Source organism: Gabonia massiliensis, from assembly GCF_001403595.1.
Lineage (GTDB): Bacteria > Bacteroidota > Bacteroidia > Bacteroidales > Coprobacteraceae > Coprobacter > Coprobacter secundus.
Map to the genome: position 1 here is coordinate 828,736 of NZ_LN877940.1, position 24,746 is coordinate 853,481.

General features: G+C 37.1%; 11 protein-coding genes and 1 pseudogene. 7 read left to right on the forward strand and 5 right to left on the reverse strand.

Translation table 11 applies throughout. The features are described 5' to 3' along the window. Positions 1–7: 7 nt before the first annotated feature. On the forward strand, positions 8–2,878 hold the full coding sequence (locus tag BN2628_RS13325) for a glycosyl hydrolase (protein ID WP_055097655.1): 2,871 nt from the start codon (positions 8–10) through the stop codon (positions 2,876–2,878). 104 nt (positions 2,879–2,982) lie between these two features. Here BN2628_RS13325 and BN2628_RS13330 read toward each other — a convergent pair. The 3 genes and pseudogenes from BN2628_RS13330 to BN2628_RS13340 form a co-directional block, all read right to left on the reverse strand. Next, positions 2,983–4,589, reverse strand: a pseudogene (locus BN2628_RS13330) (hypothetical protein). Positions 4,590–4,593: 4 nt separating this feature from the next. Continuing rightward, the gene (locus tag BN2628_RS13335; RefSeq protein ID WP_055097657.1) at positions 4,594–5,628 is read right to left on the reverse strand and encodes an HlyD family secretion protein; all 1,035 of its coding nucleotides are present in this window, start codon (positions 5,626–5,628) and stop codon (positions 4,594–4,596) included. Positions 5,629–5,655: 27 nt separating this feature from the next. Further along, on the reverse strand, positions 5,656–6,975 hold the full coding sequence (locus BN2628_RS13340) for a TolC family protein (protein ID WP_055097659.1): 1,320 nt from the start codon (positions 6,973–6,975) through the stop codon (positions 5,656–5,658). A gap of 151 nt (positions 6,976–7,126) precedes the next feature. Between BN2628_RS13340 and BN2628_RS13345 the strand changes: the two genes are divergently transcribed. After that, a complete protein-coding gene (locus tag BN2628_RS13345; RefSeq protein ID WP_044224418.1) occupies positions 7,127–8,020 on the forward strand; it encodes a helix-turn-helix domain-containing protein in 894 nt (297 codons plus the stop codon). A 287-nt stretch (positions 8,021–8,307) separates the two neighbouring features. Here BN2628_RS13345 and BN2628_RS13350 read toward each other — a convergent pair whose 3' ends face one another. Both BN2628_RS13350 and BN2628_RS13355 read right to left on the reverse strand, forming a co-directional pair. After that, entirely contained in the window at positions 8,308–9,855 is a 1,548-nt protein-coding gene (locus BN2628_RS13350) for a sulfatase family protein (protein ID WP_044224415.1), read from the reverse strand. Between the two features lie 187 nt (positions 9,856–10,042). Next, entirely contained in the window at positions 10,043–12,310 is a 2,268-nt protein-coding gene (locus BN2628_RS13355; protein ID WP_055097662.1) for a glycoside hydrolase family 3 N-terminal domain-containing protein, read from the reverse strand. Positions 12,311–12,826: 516 nt separating this feature from the next. Here BN2628_RS13355 and BN2628_RS13360 point away from each other — a divergent pair. The 5 genes from BN2628_RS13360 (at position 12,827) to BN2628_RS17055 (ending at position 24,721) form a co-directional block, all read left to right on the forward strand. Next, complete coding sequence (locus BN2628_RS13360; RefSeq protein WP_157256050.1) at positions 12,827–15,610, forward strand: helix-turn-helix and ligand-binding sensor domain-containing protein; 2,784 nt, start codon at positions 12,827–12,829, stop codon at positions 15,608–15,610. A gap of 310 nt (positions 15,611–15,920) precedes the next feature. After that, entirely contained in the window at positions 15,921–18,983 is a 3,063-nt protein-coding gene (locus BN2628_RS13365) for a SusC/RagA family TonB-linked outer membrane protein (RefSeq protein ID WP_044224407.1), read from the forward strand. Between the two features lie 23 nt (positions 18,984–19,006). After that, entirely contained in the window at positions 19,007–20,509 is a 1,503-nt protein-coding gene (locus BN2628_RS13370; RefSeq protein WP_044224404.1) for a RagB/SusD family nutrient uptake outer membrane protein, read from the forward strand. A 57-nt stretch (positions 20,510–20,566) separates the two neighbouring features. Beyond that, the gene (locus BN2628_RS13375; protein WP_052431350.1) at positions 20,567–22,246 is read left to right on the forward strand and encodes a glucoamylase family protein; all 1,680 of its coding nucleotides are present in this window, start codon (positions 20,567–20,569) and stop codon (positions 22,244–22,246) included. Positions 22,247–22,300: 54 nt separating this feature from the next. Beyond that, positions 22,301–24,721 (forward strand): alpha-L-fucosidase, encoded by a 2,421-nt coding sequence (locus BN2628_RS17055; protein ID WP_257606488.1) that lies wholly within the window; start codon positions 22,301–22,303, stop codon positions 24,719–24,721. Positions 24,722–24,746: the final 25 nt, after the last annotated feature.

Consider the following 24,746-nt stretch of genomic DNA (forward strand, 5'->3'; position numbering starts at 1 on the left):
CGTTGAAATGATGAAAAACCATAAAATCTATTTTCGACTATTTTTCATGCTCATTTTATCTCTTTGTGTTTCTTTTGAGTCATTTGGAATAGAAGAAACTGGAGAGATAAAATGGCCGGAGATAAAGAAGGAGACAAAACCTTGGACCCGATGGTGGATACAAGGGAGTGCCGTTACCAAGAAAGATATAACTGCTGCCTTGGAGGCTTATCAGAAAGCCGGATTAGGAGGCGTTGAGATAACTCCTATATATGGAGTTAAAGGTAAAGAGGATCGATTTATCGATTATTTGTCTCCAAAATGGATGGAGATGTTGGTATATACCCTGAACGAGGCTAAACGCCTCGGGATGGGAGTAGACTTGGCAAATACGTCTGGCTGGCCGTTTGGAGGGCCATGGGTAGATGATGAGATTGCTTGTAAAAATATGCGGTCTAAAACATTCAAGTTGCAGGGAGGACAACAATTATCCGAGAAAATTGAATATATCGAGAAGCCTCTTGCTTATACACAGAATTGGTTGAAAGTAAATATTGAGGATGTCAAATATCCAGTTACAGCGAATGAGGATTTGCAAAAAATCCCGTACGCTCAAATTTGGTATAAGAGAAGTTTGCCTTTGATTGTTGTTACAGCCAATAAGTTGGTGAAAGGACAAAAAAAAATTGCAGAAACAATAGACTTGACCGATAAAGTGAAAGATGGTTTCTTGGAATGGACGGCTCCTCCGGGAGAATGGCTGGTCTGTGCCCTTTTTCAAGGATATCATGGTAAAATGGTTGAACGGGCCGGACCGGGCGGAGAGGGGAATGTGATAGATCATTTTTCGGAACTGGCGATAAAAAGATATTTGAAAAAGTTCGATGACGCATTTAAAGGCTATGATACAAGTTATTTAAGATATTATTTTAATGACTCGTATGAGGTTGACGATGCCGTAGAAAGTGCCAACTGGACACCGGAGCTTTTTGTTGAATTCCAAAAAATATGCGGATATGACTTGAAACAGTATATTCCTGCATTGTTAGGTTTGGCCGATGAGGAGACCAATTGCCGGGTATTACATGATTATCGCGCTGTTATTTCTGAGTTAATGCTGGAAAGATTTACGAAAAACTGGCAGTCTTGGGCAGAAAAACAGGGGAAAGGCATCCGTAACCAGGCTCATGGATCTCCGGCGAATGCTTTGGATTTGTATGCTGCCAGTGATGTACCTGAAACAGAAGGAAGTACGATTTCTGATATAAAAAGTGCTCCGTCTACAGCTCATCTTACAGGAAAGAATTTGGCTTCGGCAGAATCGTGTACTCTTTTAAATGAGCATTTTCAGTCGAGATTATCTGATGTGAAGGCAGCAAATGATAAATTTTTATTAGGTGGAGTAAACCACATTTTCTATCATGGTACCGATTTCTCACCACAGGATGCTCCTTGGCCGGGATGGTTGTTCTATGCGGCAGTACATTTTACTCCGGCAAATAGTTTTTGGGACGATTTTGGAGCTATCAATCGTTATGTTGCCCGAGCTCAAAGTTTTTTACAAGCCGGGAAGCCTTCTAATGATATATTGCTTTATTATGGCATATCAGACCTTTGGTCTACTCCGGGAAAGGAAATGTTTCATTATTTCCATACTTTTAAGACGGTTTCAATGGATGAGTGTGGGCGTTATCTCCTTTCTAAAGGGTATTCATGGGATGCTGTATCAGATAAATTATTGCAGAATGTGAAGGTCAAAAAGGACAAGTTGACTGCAGGTAGAAATACATATAAAACGATAATTGTTCCGAAAATGAAATATATGCCGGTAGAGACTTTTGAGAAGTTGATAAATTTATCAAAAGCCGGTGCTACAGTGTCGTTTTATGGAAATCTTCCGTCGGATATACCCGGACTGGCACACTTAAAGCAAGATAGAAAGAAACTGGAGTCTTTGAAAAAGAGATTGCATTTTACAGATGAGGGAGATATTCGTATTTGTCGATATGGTAAAGGAAAGATTATTGTTTTCAATGCTTTACCGGATTTGCTGGAACAGTCAGAAGTAAAGCCTGAAAGTTTATATAGTCAAGGGTTACAATGTATCCGTCGGTTGAAGGATGACGGCAATTTTTATTATTTTGTATTTAATCCTTCAAAAACTAAGTTTTCCGGATGGGTTAATTTGAATGCAGACTATCGTACATGTGCATTGTATAATCCTATGACGGGTAAGGATGGTTATGCCAGAACAAGAGTAAATAATGGAAAAACAGATATTTGGATGGAGTTGAACCCAAATGAGTCGATGATTGTAGAAACATTTCAGAAGACTTATTCCGGAAATTTGTATCCGTATTATAAGCCGATAGGAGAGAGTCTTGTTTTATCTGATAATTGGGATATTACTTTTGTCAAAGGAGGACCTGTTTTGCCTGAGAAGAAAACGGTTTCAGAGTTAAAGTCTTGGACTGAATATGGAGAGGACTATGCTTACTTCTCGGGTACTGCAGAATATGAAACCCGTTTGCCTCTCTTGTCTGAAAAGACGGATGCATGGAGGCTTCAGTTGGATAATGTATATGAAAGTGCTGCGGTATATATAAATGACACTTACCTGGGTACTCTTTTTGAAGCTCCCTATACAATTGATATACCGACATATTTATTAAATGGCAATGATGTATTGAAGATAAGAGTATCTAACCTGATGGCTAACCGTATAGCGTATATGGACAAAAAAGGCTTGGAATGGAAAATATTCTATAATCTAAATATCGATTCGAAAGGCCGGATGAATGTCGGTGAAGATGGAAGGTTTAGTGCTGAAAATTGGGATCCGAGACCATCTGGAATTTCAGGAAATGTGACCGTTACTCCAATGGTTTTGATAAAATAAAAAAAGAATTTTAAGATTCAAGGAGTGTGCTCATTTACAGCATATTCCTTGAATCTTAAATTATAATGTTCAATAAATGAATAGAAGTAAAAGAGATTTTGGTTTTACAAAATACCTTTTTCGGTGCTTTTTAATTTTTTAGATAACCTTAGTTCATGTTTGATAAATCTTCGGATAGACCTGTATTTGGGATGTAAAACATATTTCGGACGAATGGAGCTTTCTTTTATCATAAATAATAGTAGGCAACATAGGCTGATTAGGGAGAGCCAACCGTATAGTTCTTTTAGGGAGACCATTAAAGCTTGTTGTTGTAGTATGCCACATAATTCTGTAAATGGTATTTTATAGATAGAAGTATTTACATGGTCTAATGTCATACTGAGTAGCATTATATTTTTTTCATTGTGAAGTTTAAGAAATGGCCCAATATGGCACTTCCTAAAGCCCCTCCGAGACTTGCACTGACAAATCCTTGTATCGAAATAGCTTGAAAGAAATATTGGAAAGGGACTTTTGATAAAGACGTCAGAAAAATAATGGCTATAATGACATAAGCAAAGCTTCTTAAAAATATAGGTATTAGCAGCGTTTCTTTAGGGAGGTTGTAATCTATTGTGAAGTAAAAGTATATCAGATAACCGGTAATTGCTACAAAGGCGATTACTGACATTGTTTTATATTTCCACTTTTTACGAGCAAAAGTAAGATAACAAAAAATACTTCCAGATATGGTTCCTAATAGGACAATCCAGTTAAGAGAAATGATATTTAAGGAATCATATTTGAGGATAGAATTCATGTAGATGTGTTCCAATAAATGAGATGGGGCTAATAATATGTTAATAACAATATACAATAGGAAGGTCATATATACTATTTTGTAGCTCCATGTCTTTAGAGAGATGAACGGGTGCCGTATAAATGAAGCTCGCCAAATGTTTAATAATAAAATTATGACGCAGAAGATAGTTGCAATCCGGATTTGCCAAGATTGATACCAGTCATAATGTTCTCCATAAACGCAAATGAAAATGATACATAATAATGTCAGTCCCCACATGAGGCCTCCTAACCAGTCTATTCCGTATAAAGGGAGTTTGTGCATAGAGCGGTAATTTCTGAATAATATCATTGTTACCAGCATTGTAATGCCGAGTAATCCGATGACGAGCCAATGCATATATTCCCATTTTGCCCAGAAAGAAGTGTATACGGTTATTAATCCTGACAATTGAATACAGCATTGTACTAATAGATAAATGTAACAAAAAAATATGGAAAGGTCTCTTTGAGGTGTGAGCCATAATTGTATGGTAGAGTTGCATTCAAACGTTCCCCACATTCTGAATATTCCGGCAAAGAAACATGTTATTATAAGTAAGGGAACACTTTGAGTATATATGCATATCAGGTTACAGCAAATAATGGCTACACAACAAATTATTAAAGATGTTTTGGATGCAAATCGAAATTTAAGTCGGAACATGATGGTAAAAGTTAATGCCATTCCTACCATTGACGCGTAACCCGCCATCATAATATCTTCTTGAAGGAGAGCTAATGAACCTACCATTTCACTGACAGCAGCAAGATATATTCCTCCGGAAAATTGAAAGACAATAACAATGAGTATTATTATCCAAGGGCGTAATTTTTCCGGAACAAAATCTCTCATTGCTGGAATTGAAAAAGGTTTGTTTTCGTGCATATAATTAGTATTTTACCTCACATTCTACATTCATGCCGGCTCTTAATTTTTCCATGTCTTCCGGCTTATTACCATTGGAAAAATTTATACGTAAAGGTATTCTTTGTTCTACTTTTACAAAATTTCCGGCGGAGTTGTCTTGGGGAATGAGTGAGAAGCTTGCACCTGTGGCTCTTGATATGGATTTTACAATCCCTTTGAAAATAACGTTTGGGATGGCATCTACTTTTATATCGACCTTTTGGCCTTCATGTATATTGGCTGTTTGAGTCTCTTTGTAGTTTGCTATAATCCACTTATCATTTTTATCTACCATATCGACTAAGGTCTGTCCGGGCTGTACCAGTTGACCTTCCTGAATATCTTTGCGTCCGGTAGTGCCATCACAGGGAGCAATAATTACTGTATATGATAAATTTAGCCGGGCTATTTCCAATGCTGCTTCGGCCAACTTTATTCCGGCGTCGGTTTGGTCGAGTCGTTGGGTTTGTTCCTGTTTTACAAGAGTTGTTGTTTGTTTTTGACGTAAGAGAAGCTCATATCGTGCTTTTAGTGCGTCATAATTTGTTTTCATAGCATCATATTGTTGGCGGGTGACTGCATCCTGATTCAATAAATTTTTATATCGTATATATTCTCGTTCAGCGTTGTCCATTCTGATTTTAGCTTCTTGTATTCCAGCGTCGGAAACTGCGATATCATTTTGTGTTGTATTTATAGTTGAGGTCATTACGGTTTTTCCTGATAGGGCATTTTGATAGTCTGCTTCAGCTTGTGCGACTCTTAGTCGAAATTCGGCATCTTCAATGAGTAAAAGTGTATCGCCCTTTTTCATATCTTGATATTCTTCAAAATATACTTTTTTGATAAACCCCTGGACCCTTGAGTTTACTGGTACGATAAGTTGTTTTATTTGGGCATTATCGGTATATTCTACATTTCCGAGATGTATAAATCTTGAAAATACCCAAATTATACCTCCTATAACCAATAATAATACAGTAATATTGTAGATTAGTTTTTTAGTTTTGTGTTTCATTTTCTATTATATTAAGTTGTTTTTTTGTTATAAGTTTCCACTTACTTTTTTCAGTTTGTAATAATTGAAAAGTATATTTATACGTGCATTTGCAACTTGAAGTTCAGCGCTCAGTTTTGCATTACTGGCGTCTAACATGTCCGTTATGAGGGCTAAATCATTTAAATATCTATTATTTATCACCTCATAATTTTGTGTAGCCAGTTCGAGACTTTTTATTTGTGTATCATAAATAACGAACGATTCATTGAAGCGTACATATGCTTCTTTCACTACTGTCATTAAATTTTCCTGAAATAATAATTTATTTTCTATAGCTTTTTGGGTTGAGAATTTAGCCTGCTTTATTTTGCGTACAGTTTTGTAAGTTGAGGAAATATCGAATTTTACCCCTATTCCCACGTACCAGTAGTTTAAATTTTTGTTTATAGGAGGCACTTCTATTGTTATAGGGCCATCCAACTTATCTCCGGCCAATAATGCGATAGAAGGCAAACGTTCAGCTTTTATCAGCTTTTCATTATATTTGGATTGTTTAATGCTTAGCAAAGATTGTTGGAGTGTTGGTGACTCATTTTGTGCTGTTTCTTGCCAATGTGATTCGTTTGATAGTTGTGGCAGTTTATTCAATAGAGAAGAGTCTACATCTATTATAGTTTTTTGAGGTAGCCTTAAAACTGTTACTAATTGATTGTTCAATATGGTAATGTCATTTTGTATTTGAGTAAGAGCCAATTCAAGAGATTTGAGTTGTAATTCGTATCGGGTAATATCATTTTTTAGGGCCAATCCTTGATTTTGTTTTGCATGGATATCTGAGAGTAGTTTTCGGGTTTGTTCGATATTTTTTTGATAAACTTCGGATTGGTTTTTTAATTTATACATCTCCAGATAGTTTCCTACTAACAGGAAACGTATATCTTGTTTATTTTTCTTTATATCTAATTGGGCTAACTGTTGTTGTAATTTTGCCAATGTTATTTTATTTGATATGGCCCCTCCAGCATATATTATCTGAGATGCTTCGATAGCGAAATTGTTTCCAAAGTGAGGCATAGGAGCATTTTCTCCATTAGAGAAGTTTCGATTTGACAACCATACATCGCCTAAATAACTGGCCGATAGAGTGACATCAACAGTGGGCATTCGTGCACTTTGAGCAACTCGTACAGCTTGTTCGGCTTCTTGTTCGGCTATACGGAAAGTATGAATACTACGACTGCAAGAATCAGCCAGAGCAAACATTTCTTCTATGCTGAGTTTTAATTTCGGATTGTTTTGGGCAAATGGGAAAAGAGTATTGAGTAGAAATAGAATAAGAAAAGTAGTTCTTTTAAAGTTTTTCATATATTACTTTGCATTTTTTTATATGTTATAAAACATGGACAAAGGTCGTGTTAAAAATCTTTTGCTAAAAATCTGAAAATGCATAAAATTGGTTTTATTTGAATATTTACTATAATTCTTTTATTTTTGAAAAAGGAAATGGATATATATAATGAAGAGCAAAATACAAATAAAAAATATAACGGATTTGTCTTTGAGAGAAACTGTAGAATCTGATATAAGGCAAAAAATAAATTGTATTACAGTCGATTGTAAGAGGGTGGTTTCTCAGTTCTCGTCACCTACATATCTTAATGCTCTCTCTGCAATATTGGTTTTATCAGGAAGAGGTAGTATTTGTATAAATTATAAATCTTATCAGATAAAAGAAGATATGTTATTATTATTATCGTCATCTCATTTATTTTATTTCTACGATTGTAGCGAAGATTTCAAGTGTATATGCCTTTTTGTCAGCAAAGTTTATATGGATGATATGGATACAACGGATATGATATACAAGAGGATAAGATACGGTGTGAGATTGTATAATGAGCCGGTGGTAGCATTGAGCCAGGCAAATGCTTTAGTTATATTTGATAGGATGAAAAGAGTAGATAAATCGATTAGCTATACCGAACATTACTATTATAAAGAAGTTATATTGAATAGTCTTTTTGCTTTCTATCTTGATTTAAGTGATATACTTGAACGTCAAATGACATTACCGGGAAATGATAGTATAACTCGGTACGAGAGTGTGATAAAATCATTTATAGAATTATTGGTTATACATTACAGAGAGGAGCATAAAGTGGAGTTTTATGCATCTGAATTGAATTTATCGTCGCATTATCTTACTTTGATAGTAAAACAGGTGACAGGACAGAGCGTTAGTGATTTTATCTATGAAATGTTGTATAGTGAAGCTCGTACTCTTTTATCACACTCAAAATTATCGGTACAGGAAATCGCAGCGAAATTGAATTTTTCAGACCAGTCTTCTTTTGGTAAATTTTTTAAGAGAAAGTCAGGATTGTCTCCGAAAGAATTTCGTAAAGAATGAGTAAAATTATGCGATTCAAACATTTTGGTTTTGTTTTTTTAATTTGAACGAATATGTGATATAATAAATCGAGATGAATATTGGGGGATAAATAACATAAGTTAGAATTAAAAAATTTATAAGAAAATATATTCGTAATGTTTATATGAAAAGTTGATATTGACTTTTACCAACTAATCATTTATTAACTGCTCAACATTTTAAGGCTCTAAAAGGGAAAAATCTGGATTGTCCTGCGTCGTGTCAGGACGTTTTATTCCACTTTGTTTTATCTTATGTGAAGTTATTTATCTACATAATTCTTCGGGAACTTGATACGTTTGTTGCAATTTTTTTAGTTCGGCCTTTAATTTACAGGTTATTTTTTCAGTGCCGGGTTTTCCGAATATATTATTCATTTCATGAGGGTCTGTTTTCAAATCATATAATTCCCAGTTATTGTCTTTGTAAAAATGTATTAGTTTATATCTCTTCCCTTTGATGCCATAGTGTGCCCTGACACTATGAAATCCTGGAAATTCATAATAATGGTAATATAAATATTTGCGCCAATTCTTTACTTTTTTCCCTTCTAACAGAGGTTTGAATGAGATACCTTGCATATCTGCTGGAATTTCAATGCCGCAAAGATCCAAAAATGTTGGGGCAAAATCTATGTTTTGTGTGAGCTGATTTATTTTTGTTCCGGGGCTTATGATACTCGGGCACGACATGACCATGGGCATTACCATTGACTCTTCATACATGAAACGTTTGTCGAACCAGCCGTGCTCTCCCAGATAGAACCCCTGATCCGAAGTATATACTACCAGCGTGTTCTCATCCAGTCCGTTTTCTTTCAGGTATTCGAGTATTTCACCTACACTGTCATCTACCGACTTTACTACAGCGAGATAGTCTTGTAAATAACGTTGATATTTCCATTCGGCAATTTCTTTTTCATTTTTGGGGGATGCATAAAAATCATTGTTTCGTTTGCGATATGCTTCGAAAAAACGATTTTTTTCGTCTGGTGTCATCCGGTTCATAAATGCTTGTGGCCATGGGTCATATAAAAGAGTGTCGCTGTTTGCTCCTGTTACCATTTTTAGGTCATGCCCTTCGTACATATCTCGGTATATGTTCATTTTTTGTTTCGATGCGGCAATGCGTCCAGTATAGTCATCATAATAGTTTTCTGGAAGAGGGAATTTTATATTTTCGTATAAATGATAATATTTTTCGGCAGGAACCCAGTTTCGGTGTACAGCTTTATGGTGCATCATTAGGAAAAAAGGTTTGTTTTTATCTCGGGAATCGAGCCATTTTTTTGTTATATCGGTAATGATATCGGTTACGTATCCTTTATATTGGACCGTATCTTCTTCTGTAATGAAGTCGGGATTATTGTATTCTCCCTGGTCATTTAAAACAATCCAGTAATCAAAACCGGTTGGCTTCGATACCAGATGCCATTTGCCGATTATGGCAGTTTGATAACCATTTTTCTGCAATATTTTAGGTAAAGTTTGTTGGGTATTATCGAAGCCTTTGGCCCAGTTCTTCATAAATCCGTTTTTATGGCTGTGTTTACCTGTGATAATAGCGGCGCGACTTGGGCCTGAAATAGAATTGCAACAGTAATTATTATTAAAAATAGCACCGTCATGAGCAATTTTATCGATGTTGGGAGTAGGTGCCAACTTTGATACAGGATTACCGTAAGCGCTGATTGCCTGCATGGCATGATCGTCGCTCATGATGAATATTATATTCATCGGTTTGCCCTCTTTGGAATATGCACTTTGTATTAGAAATAGAGGTAGGGAATAAATGATTTTATTTATGTTTTTCATAATTATGGCATAATTTTATAGTTATGGTATATTTTAGAAAGAAAAGGACAAAATGTCCTTCTTTAATTATGGTATGATGAATAATCAAAGAATAAAAATATGAATATCTGAGCATTGACTGGTTGTATCACATTTCCTGTTTCTGGCCGGTTCGAGGTAGAAACAGGAAATGCGAATATAGAACTATCTATTCGACTAAAGAGAATTTAAGTTCTTGGACGTTTTCCGAATCATTCCCCACAAAGACTTTATATTCTCCCGGCTCTGTTCCCCATGTATTGTTGAGGCGTAAAAAGCCCAGATCTTTTTCTCGGATAATAAAATCGGCTGTAACCGATTCTCCTTTTTTTATGTTGAGTTTTTGGAAACCTTTTAGCTCTTTTATCGGGCGGGTTACTGATGCTGCGACATCTTGAATATATAACTGTACAATTTCTTCTCCATCGTAATTTCCTGTATTGGTAATTGTTACCGAAACTTTTAATTCTCCGTTTTTAGTTAGGATTCCCGAACTTATAGATGGTTTCGAGTATTGAAATGTAGTGTAACTTAGTCCGTATCCGAATGGATATAAAGGAGAATTTTCTACATCCAGATAAGACGATCTGTAATCCATTTTAGGATTGTCTTCAGGAAGGGGGCGGCCTGTATTCTTACGGTTATAATAAATGGGTAATTGTCCGGCATTTCTGGGAAACGACATAGTAAGTTTGGCCGACGGATTATAATCTCCTATTATGACATCGGCTATTGAATGTCCGGCCATGGTTCCGAGATACCATGCTTCCATAATAGCATCTATATTTTTATCTTCCCAGGATAAATCGAGTGGACGTCCGTTCATTAATACTAAACCTATGGGTTTCCCTGTTTTTTTGAGTTCTTTTAGTAACTTTTGTTGCGATCCTGGCAATTTTATATTACTTCTCGAAGCCGCTTCGCCCGACCAATTATAATCTTCTCCCATTGCTGCTATTATTATATCGGCTTTACGGGCAATATTTATGGCTTCGGCGAATCCTTCTGTACCTGGTTCTTTCAGATCGCATCCTTCGGCATATAAAAATTTGATGTCAGTATTTTTATATTTTTCGGTAAGGCCGTCGAATAAGGATGCACTTTCATTTTTATTTCCACGTGCCGACCATTCCCCGTTCATACTTGTTCTGTTTTTCACCATTGGGCCTATCAGGGCAACTGTTAACTGGCGGTCTTTAGTGATAGGGAAAAATTGGTTATTATTTTTCAATAAAACGATCGAGCGATTTCCAATTTCCCGGGCTGCTTGTAAAAATTCGGGTTTTAGAATCGTCTCTTTTTCGCGTTTTTCGTCGAGATATCTATATGGGTCATCGAACAGCCCCAATATGAATTTCATTTCAAGTATACGTCTGACTGCATTGTCGATTGTATTTTCCGATACTTTACCTTCTTCTACTAAAGTTTTTAGATTATGTAGATATACACCTCCTGTCATATCCATATCTACACCTGCATTTACGGCCAATTCTGCCGCTTGCTTTTCGTCTTGGGCAACACCGTGGGGAACCAGTTCGTTAATGGCTGTATAATCGGTTACTACAAATCCATTAAACTGCCACTCATCCTTTAATACATCCCGAAAAAGATATTTGCTGGCAGTGCAAGGAATGCCACTTATTTCGTTGAATGCGGTCATAAATGTTGCTACACCGGCATCCTTTGCTGCTTTGAATGGAGGGAAATAAACTTCTCTCAACGTTCGGTCTGAGACATCTACTGTGTTATAATCTCTGCCCGATTCTGCCGCTCCATAGGCGCAAAAATGTTTAGCACAGGCAAGAATCGTATTTGTGTTGTATAAATCTTTCCAATGATTACCTTGAAATCCCTTCACCTTGGCTTCGGCAATAAGAGCTCCCAGATAGGTATCTTCTCCGGCCCCCTCCATCACACGTCCCCATCGAGCATCCCGTACAATGTCTATCATTGGGGCGAAAGTCCAGGCTATTCCGGCAGCTGAAGCCTCTTCGGCTGCTATGGCTGCACTTTTCTTTATCTGATACAAATCCCATGAACAAGATTCGGCCAAAGGCATCGGAAAAATAGTTTTAAAACCATGTACAACGTCATAACCGAATAATACTGGTATTTTCAGCCGTGATTCGGCTAATGCTTGTTCTTGCAATTTGCGGATGCCCTCCACCGTTACGGCATTGAATATACTTCCTATCAATCCTTTTTTTAGATAAGGTTCTATATCTTCGTTTACGATTGGGCCTGTAATATCTCCGTGGCTTGAGAATTGGGTCATTTGTCCTATTTTTTCTTCTAATGTCATAAGAGACAAAACGGAGTCGACTTTATGCTCTATCGTTTTATCCCCGCTATAACTGTGCCATTCTGATTTTGATGTAGTACATCCTGAACCTGCAATACTTAATATCAATGCACTTATTAAGATTTTTCTTTTCATAATATCTATTAATCTTTGCTGTTATTTTTTACAATACAAACATACCGTTTATATGGAGGTTCTTCAAAAAAAGGACTACGTTAATATTATCACATTTAGCGCCCTTTAGATTATAGTACTCTATTTTAGTACTACATATATTTTTATTATATTGATTATTAATGATATATAGGGTATTTGTTTTTAAAGTGTAATTGCAGATTTTAAAATAAGAATTAATATATTCTTTCAGTTTTGCCGGTAAAAAATATATTAAATATATAAGTATTGTATCGTTTTCCTTTTACATCATTTTAGTTTTCAACTTCAAAATGGCAAAAGAATTAAAAATTAATATTTACTTTGTTGTGTAAATACAATATTAGCGGGGATTAGTGTTGTCCGATATACCTGATAAAAATCTTTATTAACGTTGAATTCATCTTTTTTATTAGTAAGACTATGAGACCATATTTGCGATTCTATTTTTGTATCTTTATTTTATATATACCTGTTTTTTTGAGTGCTCAGATTAATATGCCGTTTCTGGAAAATTTTTCTCGGGATGTTTATCATGGCGGTACACAAAATTGGGCGGTAGCACAAGGTCATGACGGAATAATGTATTTTGCGAATAACGATGGTTTACTTACATTCGACGGGAAAAAATGGAAATCGTATAAATTGCCTTCCGGTATTCGTTTGCGGGCTTTATATGTTAATGATGACGGTCGCATATATTCCGGAGGTTTCGAAGAGTTTGGTTATTGGGAAAAGGATGATAGGGGTAATTTGATTTATTGTTCTTTATCGAAACAGTTTAACGATTTTGAGCTGAGAAACGATGAGGTATGGAGCATCGCTAAATTGAAGGGAACTATTTATTTTCAGACATTTTCATCTTATTTTTCTTATGATGGAAAGAATGTTAAAGGTGAGAAACTGGGGTTTACTCCTTTATCTTTTAAAGAGGCTTCGGATTGCATATATGTTAATGTGGCCAGAGAGGGATTGTATGCATTCAATGGTTCTAATTTTAAATTGATTTTGCCTGTACAACAGGTAGGTAACAGTGACATTACAGCGATACTCCCTTTGGAAAATGAAGACTTGATTTTGTGTACCGGTTCTGCAGGTATGTTTTATTATAATCATAGTACATGTATTCCTTGGGCTGCAGCTTATTCCTCGGATTTGAGCCGGGCCGTAATCAATCGTGCGACGATGACTTCCGATTCTATTTATATAATAGGAACGATTCATGATGGAGTTTATGCATTTGATAAACATCAGCAGTTAGCGTGGAAGATAGGGAAAGATCAAGGTCTTCAGAACAGTACTGTTTTAGGTTTGTGTGTCGATTCCTTTAATAATGTTTGGGTAGGGTTGGATAATGGCATTTCCCTTATTCTTCAGAGCCTACCTTTCCGTTTTTCATCTAAAAATCTCGATAAGGTAGGGTCTGTTTATTCAGTTCGTTATGTCGAACCCTACTTATATTTGGGAACCAATCAAGGTTTGTATAAATATGATCTCGGGAAAGACGATTACGCGTATTTTTTCCCCGAGATAAGCGGACAGGTTTGGGATATTGCCAATTTGGGGAATCAGTTGATTATCGGTTATAATGACGGGGCTTTTCGTATTAAAGGAAATGAAGTAACACGATTGGCAAGTATCAATGGAGGTGCTTGTGTTCGTCAGTTTCGGCATAATGGCGCTGAATATTTGATACAGGGTACATATACTCATTTAGTCGTTTATAAAAAAAATGGGGTAGGCGACTGGGAACTAGCCCATGTTATACAGGAGTTTGTTAATCCTGTGCGGCAAATGGAAATCGATCATTGTAATAATATTTGGGCCAGTCATGTAGAAAAAGGATTATTTAAAGTTAAGTTAGATAATAATTTAGAAAAAGCTCAGGAGATAAAACTATATAAGTCGTTATCCGAAGACCGGCCTCAGGAGAAAATATATGTATCGAAAATTGGTGGAAGAATTATATTCGGTAATGGGATACAATTATATACATATGACGATCTTACAGATTCTATTATATCATTCGATAAGTTGAATGAGCAATTGGGAGAATTTAAAAGTTTACATAAAATTATACCGGTAAATGATAATCGATATTGGTTGGTAAATAATAACATGTTTGCTTTGGTTACTTTTGTAGATAATAAATTGACTTTTTTGCGTAAAATACCGTTTTCTTACTTGAACAACAAATTGGTAAATGAGTTTGAGAATGTAACCGAGATAGCAAAAGATACCTATATATTCTGTTTAGAAAACTCCGTTTGTCTGTATAGATATGAACATGGAGCGGATGAGAATAGAGCGAAAGGTAAAACTTTCTTTAATTCTGTGCAGGTTTCGTCTCCGGGGAAAAATACGGTTTATCTACCTGTTAATTCTGTCAATAGAACTAAGTTGGAGTATGATAAAGACAATACATTGACATTCGATGTCGCTTTTCCGGATTATTGTCATAAAGATTATTATATTAAGTATCGGATGGATGGTCTGGGTGAAAACTGGACTAAAACCGCGAATAATTTGCCGATAAAATATTCCCGTTTACCATACGGAAAATACACCTTTGAAGCCGATATATATTCTGCCAGTGATGAATTACTTGACAAAATATCTTATCCGGTAACTATAAATCCGCCATTTTATTTGTCGTATTGGGCTTTTGCTTTTTATGTTTTACTCTTTATGGGTCTTATTATCGGGGTAAAATGGTATATAAGCCATACGATAAAACGGAATCGGCAAAAAATAGAACAGGAGCAGGAACGATTACGTAGAGAAGAACTGGAACGTCAAGAAAAAAATATTATTCAGTTGAAGAGCGAGAAATTGGAGGCTGAATTGACCCATAAAAGTAAAGAATTGGCGAGTTCTACAATGCTTATTATTAATAAGAATAAAGTGCTCCAGGTTTTGAAAGATGAGTTGACAGCCCAGAAAGAAGCATTGGGCACCCAGTATCCAAATAAATATTATAATAAATTGGTTCATATTATTGATGAAAATATAGGGTCCGATAATGATTGGGAAGTATTCCAAACTAATTTTGACCGTATTCATGAAGGTTTTTTCCGGAAATTAAAGGCTACTTATCCCGATTTGACAGCGAACGATTTAAAGCTATGTGCATTTTTGCGGCTGAATTTGTCGACAAAAGATATAGCCCATTTAATGAATATATCGGTTCGTGGAGTGGAGATGGGACGTTATAGGGTACGGAAGAAATTAAATATTTCTTCTGAAGAAAATTTGGTGGAATTTATGATAGAATTTAAATAGAAAAGATATTAAAAAAGAATTTAAATAAGAAAAAGGGCAAGTTTGTTTTATAAAATAGGTTTGTTTTCGATATATTCCTTTCGTTGGTACTCTTTGTTTTGTGGATTAGAATTTAGAAAATGTATTTTGTTATTAAATTAATTATTAGATTATTATACGTGTATTAAATAGTATTGTCGTACCAAAATGAATTCATTTTTTTTATATTTTTTCAAATGAAGTAGTATCGTTGAGTGTCAAAATTTGTGAACCCGATTTGCCCCCTATACATTTGCCTTCGTTAATCTAAATAATAACAAATTTAATATTTATGAAAAAGTTCTTTTTAGCCTTATTATGTTTATTTGTTGCCATACATTATACATATGCGCAGAATAAGATTACCGTATCGGGGAAAGTCTTTGACAAAGATTTGGGACAGGTTGTTATCGGTGCGAATATATTAGAGAAAGGAACCGATAATGGAACAGTTACGAATGTCGATGGTATGTATAGTATATCGGTATCTTCTGGAGCCACGTTAGTTTTTTCTTATGTCGGTATGCAGACTCAAGAGGTAAAAGTAAACGGACGCCAAACGATCGATGTCGTTTTAACAGCCGATGCAAAAACATTAGATGACGTGGTTGTTATCGGATATGGTACGATACGTAAACGTGACCTTACCGGTTCTATTGTGTCAGTGAAGGGGGATGAAATTAAGTCTAACCCATCTATGTCTCCTTTGTCTGCATTGCAGGGAAAAGTTCCCGGAATGGATGTAATAACTCAGGGTAATGCAGGAGCTTCTCCTAAAATCACAATTCGAGGTATTGGCTCTATGGCTAATTCTAATCCCTATTATATTGTGGATGGTATGTTTACCGACAATATCGATTTTATAAATACGAGCGATATTGCTTCAGTAGAAGTGTTGAAGGATGCTTCTTCTTTGGCAATGTTCGGAGTAAAAGGAGCAAACGGTATTATTATCATTACCACCAAACGAGGTCAGGAGGGTAAGGTAACTTTTAATGTAGATAGTTATACCGGTTTTCAGACGATTATGCCTGGAGATAAACTGAAATTGGCCGATGGAAATCAGTTTACTGAGTGGTATAGAGAGTTGTTGACAAACTCGAAGCAGGATATTCTGGATGATGATCCGGATGCTATTATTGATGCGTCTAAATACTCTTTTAATCCCCAAGTTCCCGGTGTTGGTACGAATTGGGTCGATCAGGTTACTCGTTCAGCTCTGATAACGAGTCAATCGATCAGTGCATCTACTGCAAGTGAAAAAAGCCATTCATTTTTTAGTTTAAGTTATTTTAAACAGGATGGAGTCGTAAAATATGATAATTATGAACGGTATACAGCCCGGTTCAATACCGATTATAAATTTAATAATTGGGCTAAGTTAGGAGGAAACGTTGCGTTGAGCTATTGGGGTAAAGATACCGGCCTGAAAGGATATGGAGATTTGCTGACTCAGGCAGTACATGCAATGCCTACGTATGCTCCGAAAGATAATGACGGTAATTGGATGATGCCCGATCGTGTTGTTCAGGGCCAGATTAATAATCCGGTGGCTACGATGGAGATAGGCAGTCATAATAATAAATCTTGGGGATATAGAATTTTAGGTAATGCGTTTTTAGACATAATTCTTTTCAAAAAGTTGACATATCATGGAAGTGCCTATGTCGATTTAGGGATGAATCAGAATAAAGTATTCAAAGAGAAATTTTTCCTTGACTCGATGCATAAACAAGAAGCAACGGCAATGAACCGGGACCAGACGGAGTACCGTACTTTCCAACAGGAACATACTTTAACTTGGAACGATGTGATAGGGGACCACCGCTTTAATGTTATGTTGGGTTTCACTTCTAATTATGCTGCTTCTGAAGGTTTTTCTGCTGGTCGCGATTCTATAAATGTCGCTGGTAATATGGATTATGTACCTGAAGAATTACAGATGCTGGGTATGGGCATAAAGTCGACGGCGACGAACGGTGATTCGTTCTCGGAAGAATCGCAGTTATCTTATTTCGGGCGTGTCAATTATTCATATAAAGACCGATATATCATTGCTGCTACGTTAAGACGAGATGGTTCTTCCAAGTTTCTGAAAAAAAATCGTTGGGGTACATTTCCTTCAGTTGGTTTAGGATGGGTAATCAGTGAAGAAGATTTCATACGGGATAATACGAGTAAAATCGATTTCTTGAAATTGAAAGGTAGCTGGGGGCGTTTAGGAAATGACCGGGCCAGCGGGAGATATGATTATTATCGGTTTGTCGACCCCAATGGATCATATGCCGTATTTGGAAATTCGATTATAACCATACCGACGCTAACTTCTATGGCTGACTTAAATTTGACATGGGAGAAGATGGAAGGTACTGAAGTGGGATTGGAAGGTAGTTTCTTAAATCAACGGTTGTCAGGAGAGTTTACGTTTTTTAATCGTAAAACACGCGATTTTTTAACGCAAGTGCCGGTCCCCGCATCGATTGGTTCAGGTTATATGATTACAAATGCAGGAAGTATGCGTAACAGAGGTATCGAACTTTCGTTGAATTATTCCGATGTAGCTGGTAATTTGAGATATACTATCGGTGGTAATTTTACATACACACAAAATAAAGTATTGTCGTTAGGAAGTGGAGGCTCCGATAAATTCAGTGGTCCATGTATAACCCGTGTGGGTGAGACAATCGCTTCGTTTTATGGCTATAAGACGGATGGAATTTTCCAGAATCAGGCTGAAATAGATAACTATGTAAATGATAAAGGAGTAAAATATCAGCCGGATGCTAAGCCGGGTGATTTTAAATGGAAAGATGTAGATGGAAACGGAGTCATTGATGATAATGACCGTACTATATTAGGATCTTATTTTGCCCCCTTTTCGTTTGGTGTAAATGTTAAGCTTGAATATAAAGGTTTTGATTTAGGGGTCGATATAACAGGGGTTGCAGGAAATGAAATTTATAACTCCAAGAAAGCACCTTATGACTATAACCAGTTCAATTTTATGGAATGTTGGGAAAATCGTTGGCATGGAGAAGGTACATCGAATAAATATCCGATTCTTTCGAATATGCGTCCCGATAATATGAGAGCTTCTGATTTCTTCGTCGAAAATGGGTCGTACGTCAGATTGAGGAATGTGCAGTTGGGCTATACGTTTCCGAAGGCATGGATGCACAAAATATATTTGAATAGTCTCAGAATATATGCAAGTGCTCAGAATTTACTGACATTGACGGCATTTGACGGATGGACTCCCGAGATAGGTGGGTCACCTTTGGAATCAGGTGTAGACAGTGGTTCTCTGTATCCGCTGCCGGCAACAATAACTTTTGGCTTAAATCTTACTTTCTAATCGAAACTTAAATCGTAAAAACAATGAAACTAAATAGAATAATTGCAATTTCCTCTTTAGCTCTCGTAATGACGGGGACATCTTGTTCAGATGATTTTCTGGATAGAAAGCCTTATGGAAAAGTAACATCAGAGGATCTTGGGTTCGGTGAAGATATACTTTATTCGGCCAATGTTTTTAAAGCGTATGGGCACATGCGAGAGTATAGTGTCGCTGCCATGCCGTTTGTCGCTATTACAAGTATCGCTTCTGATGATGCTGATAAAGGGAGTACGCCAACTGATGGTCCTGATCAGGCTCAGATTGACAATTTTCGATTTAATGCTGATAATGGAATTATAAGTAGTTGGTATAAGGGAAATTACGAGGGCATAACAGCTTGTAATCTGGCGCTAAATACGTTGGACAGTATACAAGGTAGTGATGAATCGGTCGAATTATTGAAAGCAGAAGCCCGTTTTCTGAGAGGGGTTTATTACTTTAATCTGGCTCGTTCTTTCGGTGGATTGTCCATTGTCGATCGTCAGTTGGAGCAGACAGAGCAAACTCCTCCACGTAGCGATATAGATGCGACTTATGCCTTTATACAAAAAGATTTTGAATATGCGATGGGCATTTTGCCTCCCAAGTCGGCACAGCCTGTATCTTCAATGGGGAGAGCTACTCGGGATGCTGCTAAGGCTTTTTTGGCTAAAACATATCTTTATCAAAAGAATTGGCAACAGGCGTATAATTTGACGAAAGAAATTATAGAGTCGGGTGAATATAATCTGGAAACACCTTATGATAAAATATTCACAGAAGATGGCGAAAACAGTAGTGAATCGGTTTTTGAAGTACAATGTGAACATAATATCTATTATGGTCGTGAAATCGGCTCTCAATATGCTCAGGTTCAGGGAATCAGAGGTCCGCTTGATTATGGCTGGGGATTTAATACTCCATCCAAAGCGTTGTATGACGCGTATGAAGCTGGAGATCCTCGGAAAGCAGCGACGATTATGGAACGGGGTGCAACATTAGAAGATGGGGTAAAAATCCCTTCCGGAGCACCGAATGCTTATTATAATAAAAAAGTTTATCCTTGGTTAGTCGAACAGACTAAGCCCAATCGTAATTTTAATTCATATTGGTATTTTGGTGCCTGGATTAATATTCGGTTGATGCGTTATGCCGATGTAGTACTTATGAATGCCGAAGCTGCAAATGAGATTGGTGGTGAAGAGATGATAGATGAGGCTTTGGAAAAATTAGAAATGGTGAGGAAGCGGGCACGTGGAGGAAATCCTGGTATTTTACCAAAGGTTACAACTCGGAATCAGGAGGAACTTCGTGATAAAATCAGATTTGAACGTCGTATTGAGTTGGCGATGGAACACGAGCGCTATTTCGATATCGTGCGTTGGGGGATTGCCGGAGATGTGTTAGGTGCGAAATGGATACCGGGGAAACATGAGTTGTTCCCTATTCCTCAGGAACAAATAGATTTGTCAAATCATATATTGACGCAAAATCCCGGATATTGATAGCCGTTTGGAAAAATGTTGAATAAGGAAAGACAATTAGTAATTTATTACATAAATATGAAGAGATACTTTAAATTGTTAGTATTGGGAATAGGATTGATGGGAATGTTTTCCTGTGGAGGAGAAGATGGACCGATTGTCGACTCTGGGAATAATCCGGATGGAAATCCGGTAGAGCCACCGGGCGGTTTTACTCCGGATCAAGCATATGAGGAAGACCGTAAACTCTTAAATTTAGTCCAAAAAGAAAGTTTCTTATATATGTGGGATTATGGGCATCCTGTATCTGGGCTGGCATATGAACGTTATCCGGGAGAAGGTGTGGTGACCATTGGAGGAAGCGGCTTCGGCATCGCATCTATTGTCGTTGCGTGCGAAAGGGGATGGATTACCCGCCAGGAAGCTGTAGCTCGGATGTTGAAAATAACGGACTTTTTAAAAAATAAATCGGAGAGAACGAAGTTGCATGGAGCATTTCCTCATTGGATGAATGGCGAAACGGGAAAAACTGTACAATTTAGCGAAGGTGATGATGGTGCTGATATTGTAGAAACCGCTTTTCTGTTCGAAGGCTTGTTAATTGCGCGACAGTATTTTGCCGGTACCGGAGATGAGGAAATTATTCGGAATAATATAACCACGATGTGGGAAGAGATGGAGTGGGACTGGTTTACTCAAGGGCAGAATGTCTTGTATTGGCATTGGAGTCCGAATACCGGATTCAACAAAAATATGCAGATTACAGGTTTTAATGAGTGTATGATGACCTATATCCTTGCCGTGTCGTCCCCGACTCATCCCGTTTCTCGTGCAGTATACGATGCTTGGACATCGACCAGTGGATATATGCAAAGAGTGCATAATGGTTATACGATCGAAGCTGCTGTCGATTATTGCGGACCTTTATTTTTCACTCATTATTCATTTATAGGATTAGATCCCCGAAAAATCGCTGATGAATTTGTAACGAAAGGATATTTTATTCGTAATACGACGCATACGCTTATAAACCGAGCGTATTGTCTTGAAACAGCTCCCAAAACGAATAAATATTCTGAGAAAAGCTGGGGACTTACTGCCTCGTATGCAACAGATGGTTATACAGCCAGTTCACCCAAAAACGATGTGGGAACGATTGCGCCTACTGCAGCATTATCTTCAATGCCTTATACTCCGCACTATTCTATGCAGGTACTGTGGAATTTGTATTCGAACAAAGACAAATATTGGGGGAAGTACGGGCCGTTCGATGCATATTGCGATAGCCGTAACTGGGTGTCTACTGATAAGTATCTGGCGATCGATCAGTTACCGATTGTATGTATGATTGAGAATTATCGGTCGGGTTTACTTTGGAATCTTTTTATGAAAGATGCTGATTTAAAGAACGGTTTGTCGGTAGCCGGCTTGCATTATCCTGAATATAAGACAGGATTCCCGTTAATGATGACGACAAAAGAATATGTAGACGGAACCTATAAAGCCATAGCTCATGATTTACGCCGTCATCCGGATACTGGATTATATACCGTTCCGTTTTATTGCCAAAGTGCTGGAGAAGTAACATTTAAGGTGACCGACTCAGGAAATCGGTTGATAAAAGAAATTCAGGTATCTGCTGCCCAAGGAGAAAATACATTGTCTTTTGAGCAATTTGTAAATACTACGGAAGAAGTGTATACTTTGACGATGGTTTATTCTGGAGGAGAAGCCAAGTTGAAGATTCGGATGAACTAAAATGTGAAATTTTTAATTCAGTAACAGGGGAAATTTTCAGTTAACATAATGACTATGATGAGAAAACCATTAATGATAATTATATATGGTTTAGCCACCTTTATACCCTTATGTGGACAAACTTTGATTTCTGATTTTGAAAAGAACAGTTCATCTTTCGATGTCGGAAAGATGATTCCGATAGGAGATATGGAGATGAAAATTGTAGATAATCCATCGCGTACCGGTATTAATACCAGTAAGAAAGTATTGAGAATGGTTCGGCGTACGGAAGGGAAGGAACAGTGGGCTGGTTTTTCTATTCCGGTTCATCCTGAATGGAAAGATGCGACTGAACCTGAAAAGTATAGATATGTACATATTAAATATTTTAGGACAGATGCTCGGTCTGAAATGAGATTTAAGCTTTTTAGGCAGACATTTGATGAGAATACAATCGAAAAGTCGAGTGAAAATAAACCCGAAAAAGTTGGTGTATGGGAAGATATGGTGTTCGATCTGAAAACGGGGAAAGGAAATTATGAAAACCTGTCCGTTATGCCCGATTTTTGCGGAGCTCGTCCAGCGGGTATAACGGTATATATCGATGATATTGTATTTAGTAATGAGCCGGAACCGGAAATGATTTTTTCTGAAAGAAAACCGACGGTAAAAATGAGTACAGTATATTCTTCGGCAGTATGTCTCAATGTACAGAAATTTCCTGATGTGAAATATTATGAAGTGTATGCCGATGGAAAAAGGTGGTTACGTTCTGATTCTTCTGAAATATTGATCGAAAAATTAAAGCCACTTGCTGATTATCGTTTTCGTATAAGAGCAGTGGACCATCGAGGCCAGAAGTCTGAGTTTAGTGACGAATGCCTGGTAAAAACATTAGATATCGGTAGTTTGGCAATACCGGCGGATTATAGTTATAGAAATGTGACCGGACATGGTGTAACTTTATGTTGGTCTCCGGTGTATAAAGCTCAGGCATATGAAATTTATGAGAACGGGGTTTATTATGCCTCGACAAATCTCTCGGAATTCGAAATAAAAGGATTGAATCCATATTCTTATTATACATATCAGGTAAAAGCCATAAATGAAAAAGAATCATCGGGATTGTCTTCACCTCTTCATATCGTGACAAATGAGACGGGAGAACAGAGAAATGAGAGAATGAAGTGGTGGCGGGAAGCTCGTTTTGGAATGTTTATTCACTGGGGTGTATATGCCGCTTTAGAGGGGAAAGGCCGTAATCATAAAAAAATAGGAGCTCCTATCGAATGGCAGCCTTGCAGTCGTAATCATTCGGATAATATGTATGGAGAATGGATTATGGAAAAATACGATATACCATTAAAGGAATATCAGGAGAATGCAAAGAAATTGACATTATCGTTTTTTGACCCCGATGAATGGGTTGGACTGGCCCAGGATGCAGGTATGAAATATGTGATTTTGGGTGCAAAACATCATGATGGTTTTTGTCTTTGGGATACCCGCACAACAGACTGGAATATTGTGAAATCGACTCCATACGGAAAAGATATGGTCGCTCAGCTTAGCTGTTCGGCGAAGAAACAGAATATGAAATTTGGACTGTATTTTTCACAGGCACTTGATTGGGCGAATGGTGGTTCCGGTCGTCGTTGGGATCCTGATATGAATGTTCGTACATTTGATGAGTATATAGATGAAGTTGGAATTCCACAGATACACGAGTTATTGTCCGATTTTGGTAAACTGGATATATTGTGGTGGGATATGCCTATTGAAATGACACCTGAGCGTGCAGCTAAATACTATAGTGCAGTTAGTCAACATTATAATGTTCAGAAAGGCTTGATTCAGAACGACCGTTTGGTAAATAATATTTATTGTGATAATCGTATTAAACCTGCAGAACAAAGGGGCGATCATAATACGCCCGAACAGAATATCCCCGATGTACCGCCGACAGGTTATGTTGACGGAAGAGATTGGGAAACTTGTATGACGTTAAACGAAACTTGGGGGTACAAAGCTAATGATACTTTATGGAAATCTCCCACGGAAATAATTAGGAAATTGGCAGATATTGTAAGTAAGGGAGGAAACTTTCTGATAAATATTGGGCCTGCACCTGATGGAAGTTTCCCGAAAGAAAGTATACAAATATTGAAAACGGTCGGAAAATGGATGGAAGTAAACGGAGAATCTATTTATGGGACGATAAGTAATCCTTTTCAAAAGGGACTTCCTTATGGTCGATGTACGCGTAAGGTAACCTCGAATAATAAAACAACTCTTTATCTACATGTATTCGATTGGCCTTCGGACGGAATGTTGCTATTGCCTACCCATAAAGAAATAAAGAAAGCATATTTATTGGCCGATGCGAATCGGGAGGAGCTGTTATATACATCTTGTGATGCAGGGCAGCGATTACAGGTTCCATTGTCTGCTCCGGATAAAATAAACTCAGTAATAGTAGTAGAATTAAAATGAATTATTAATCGTTAATCTTATAATA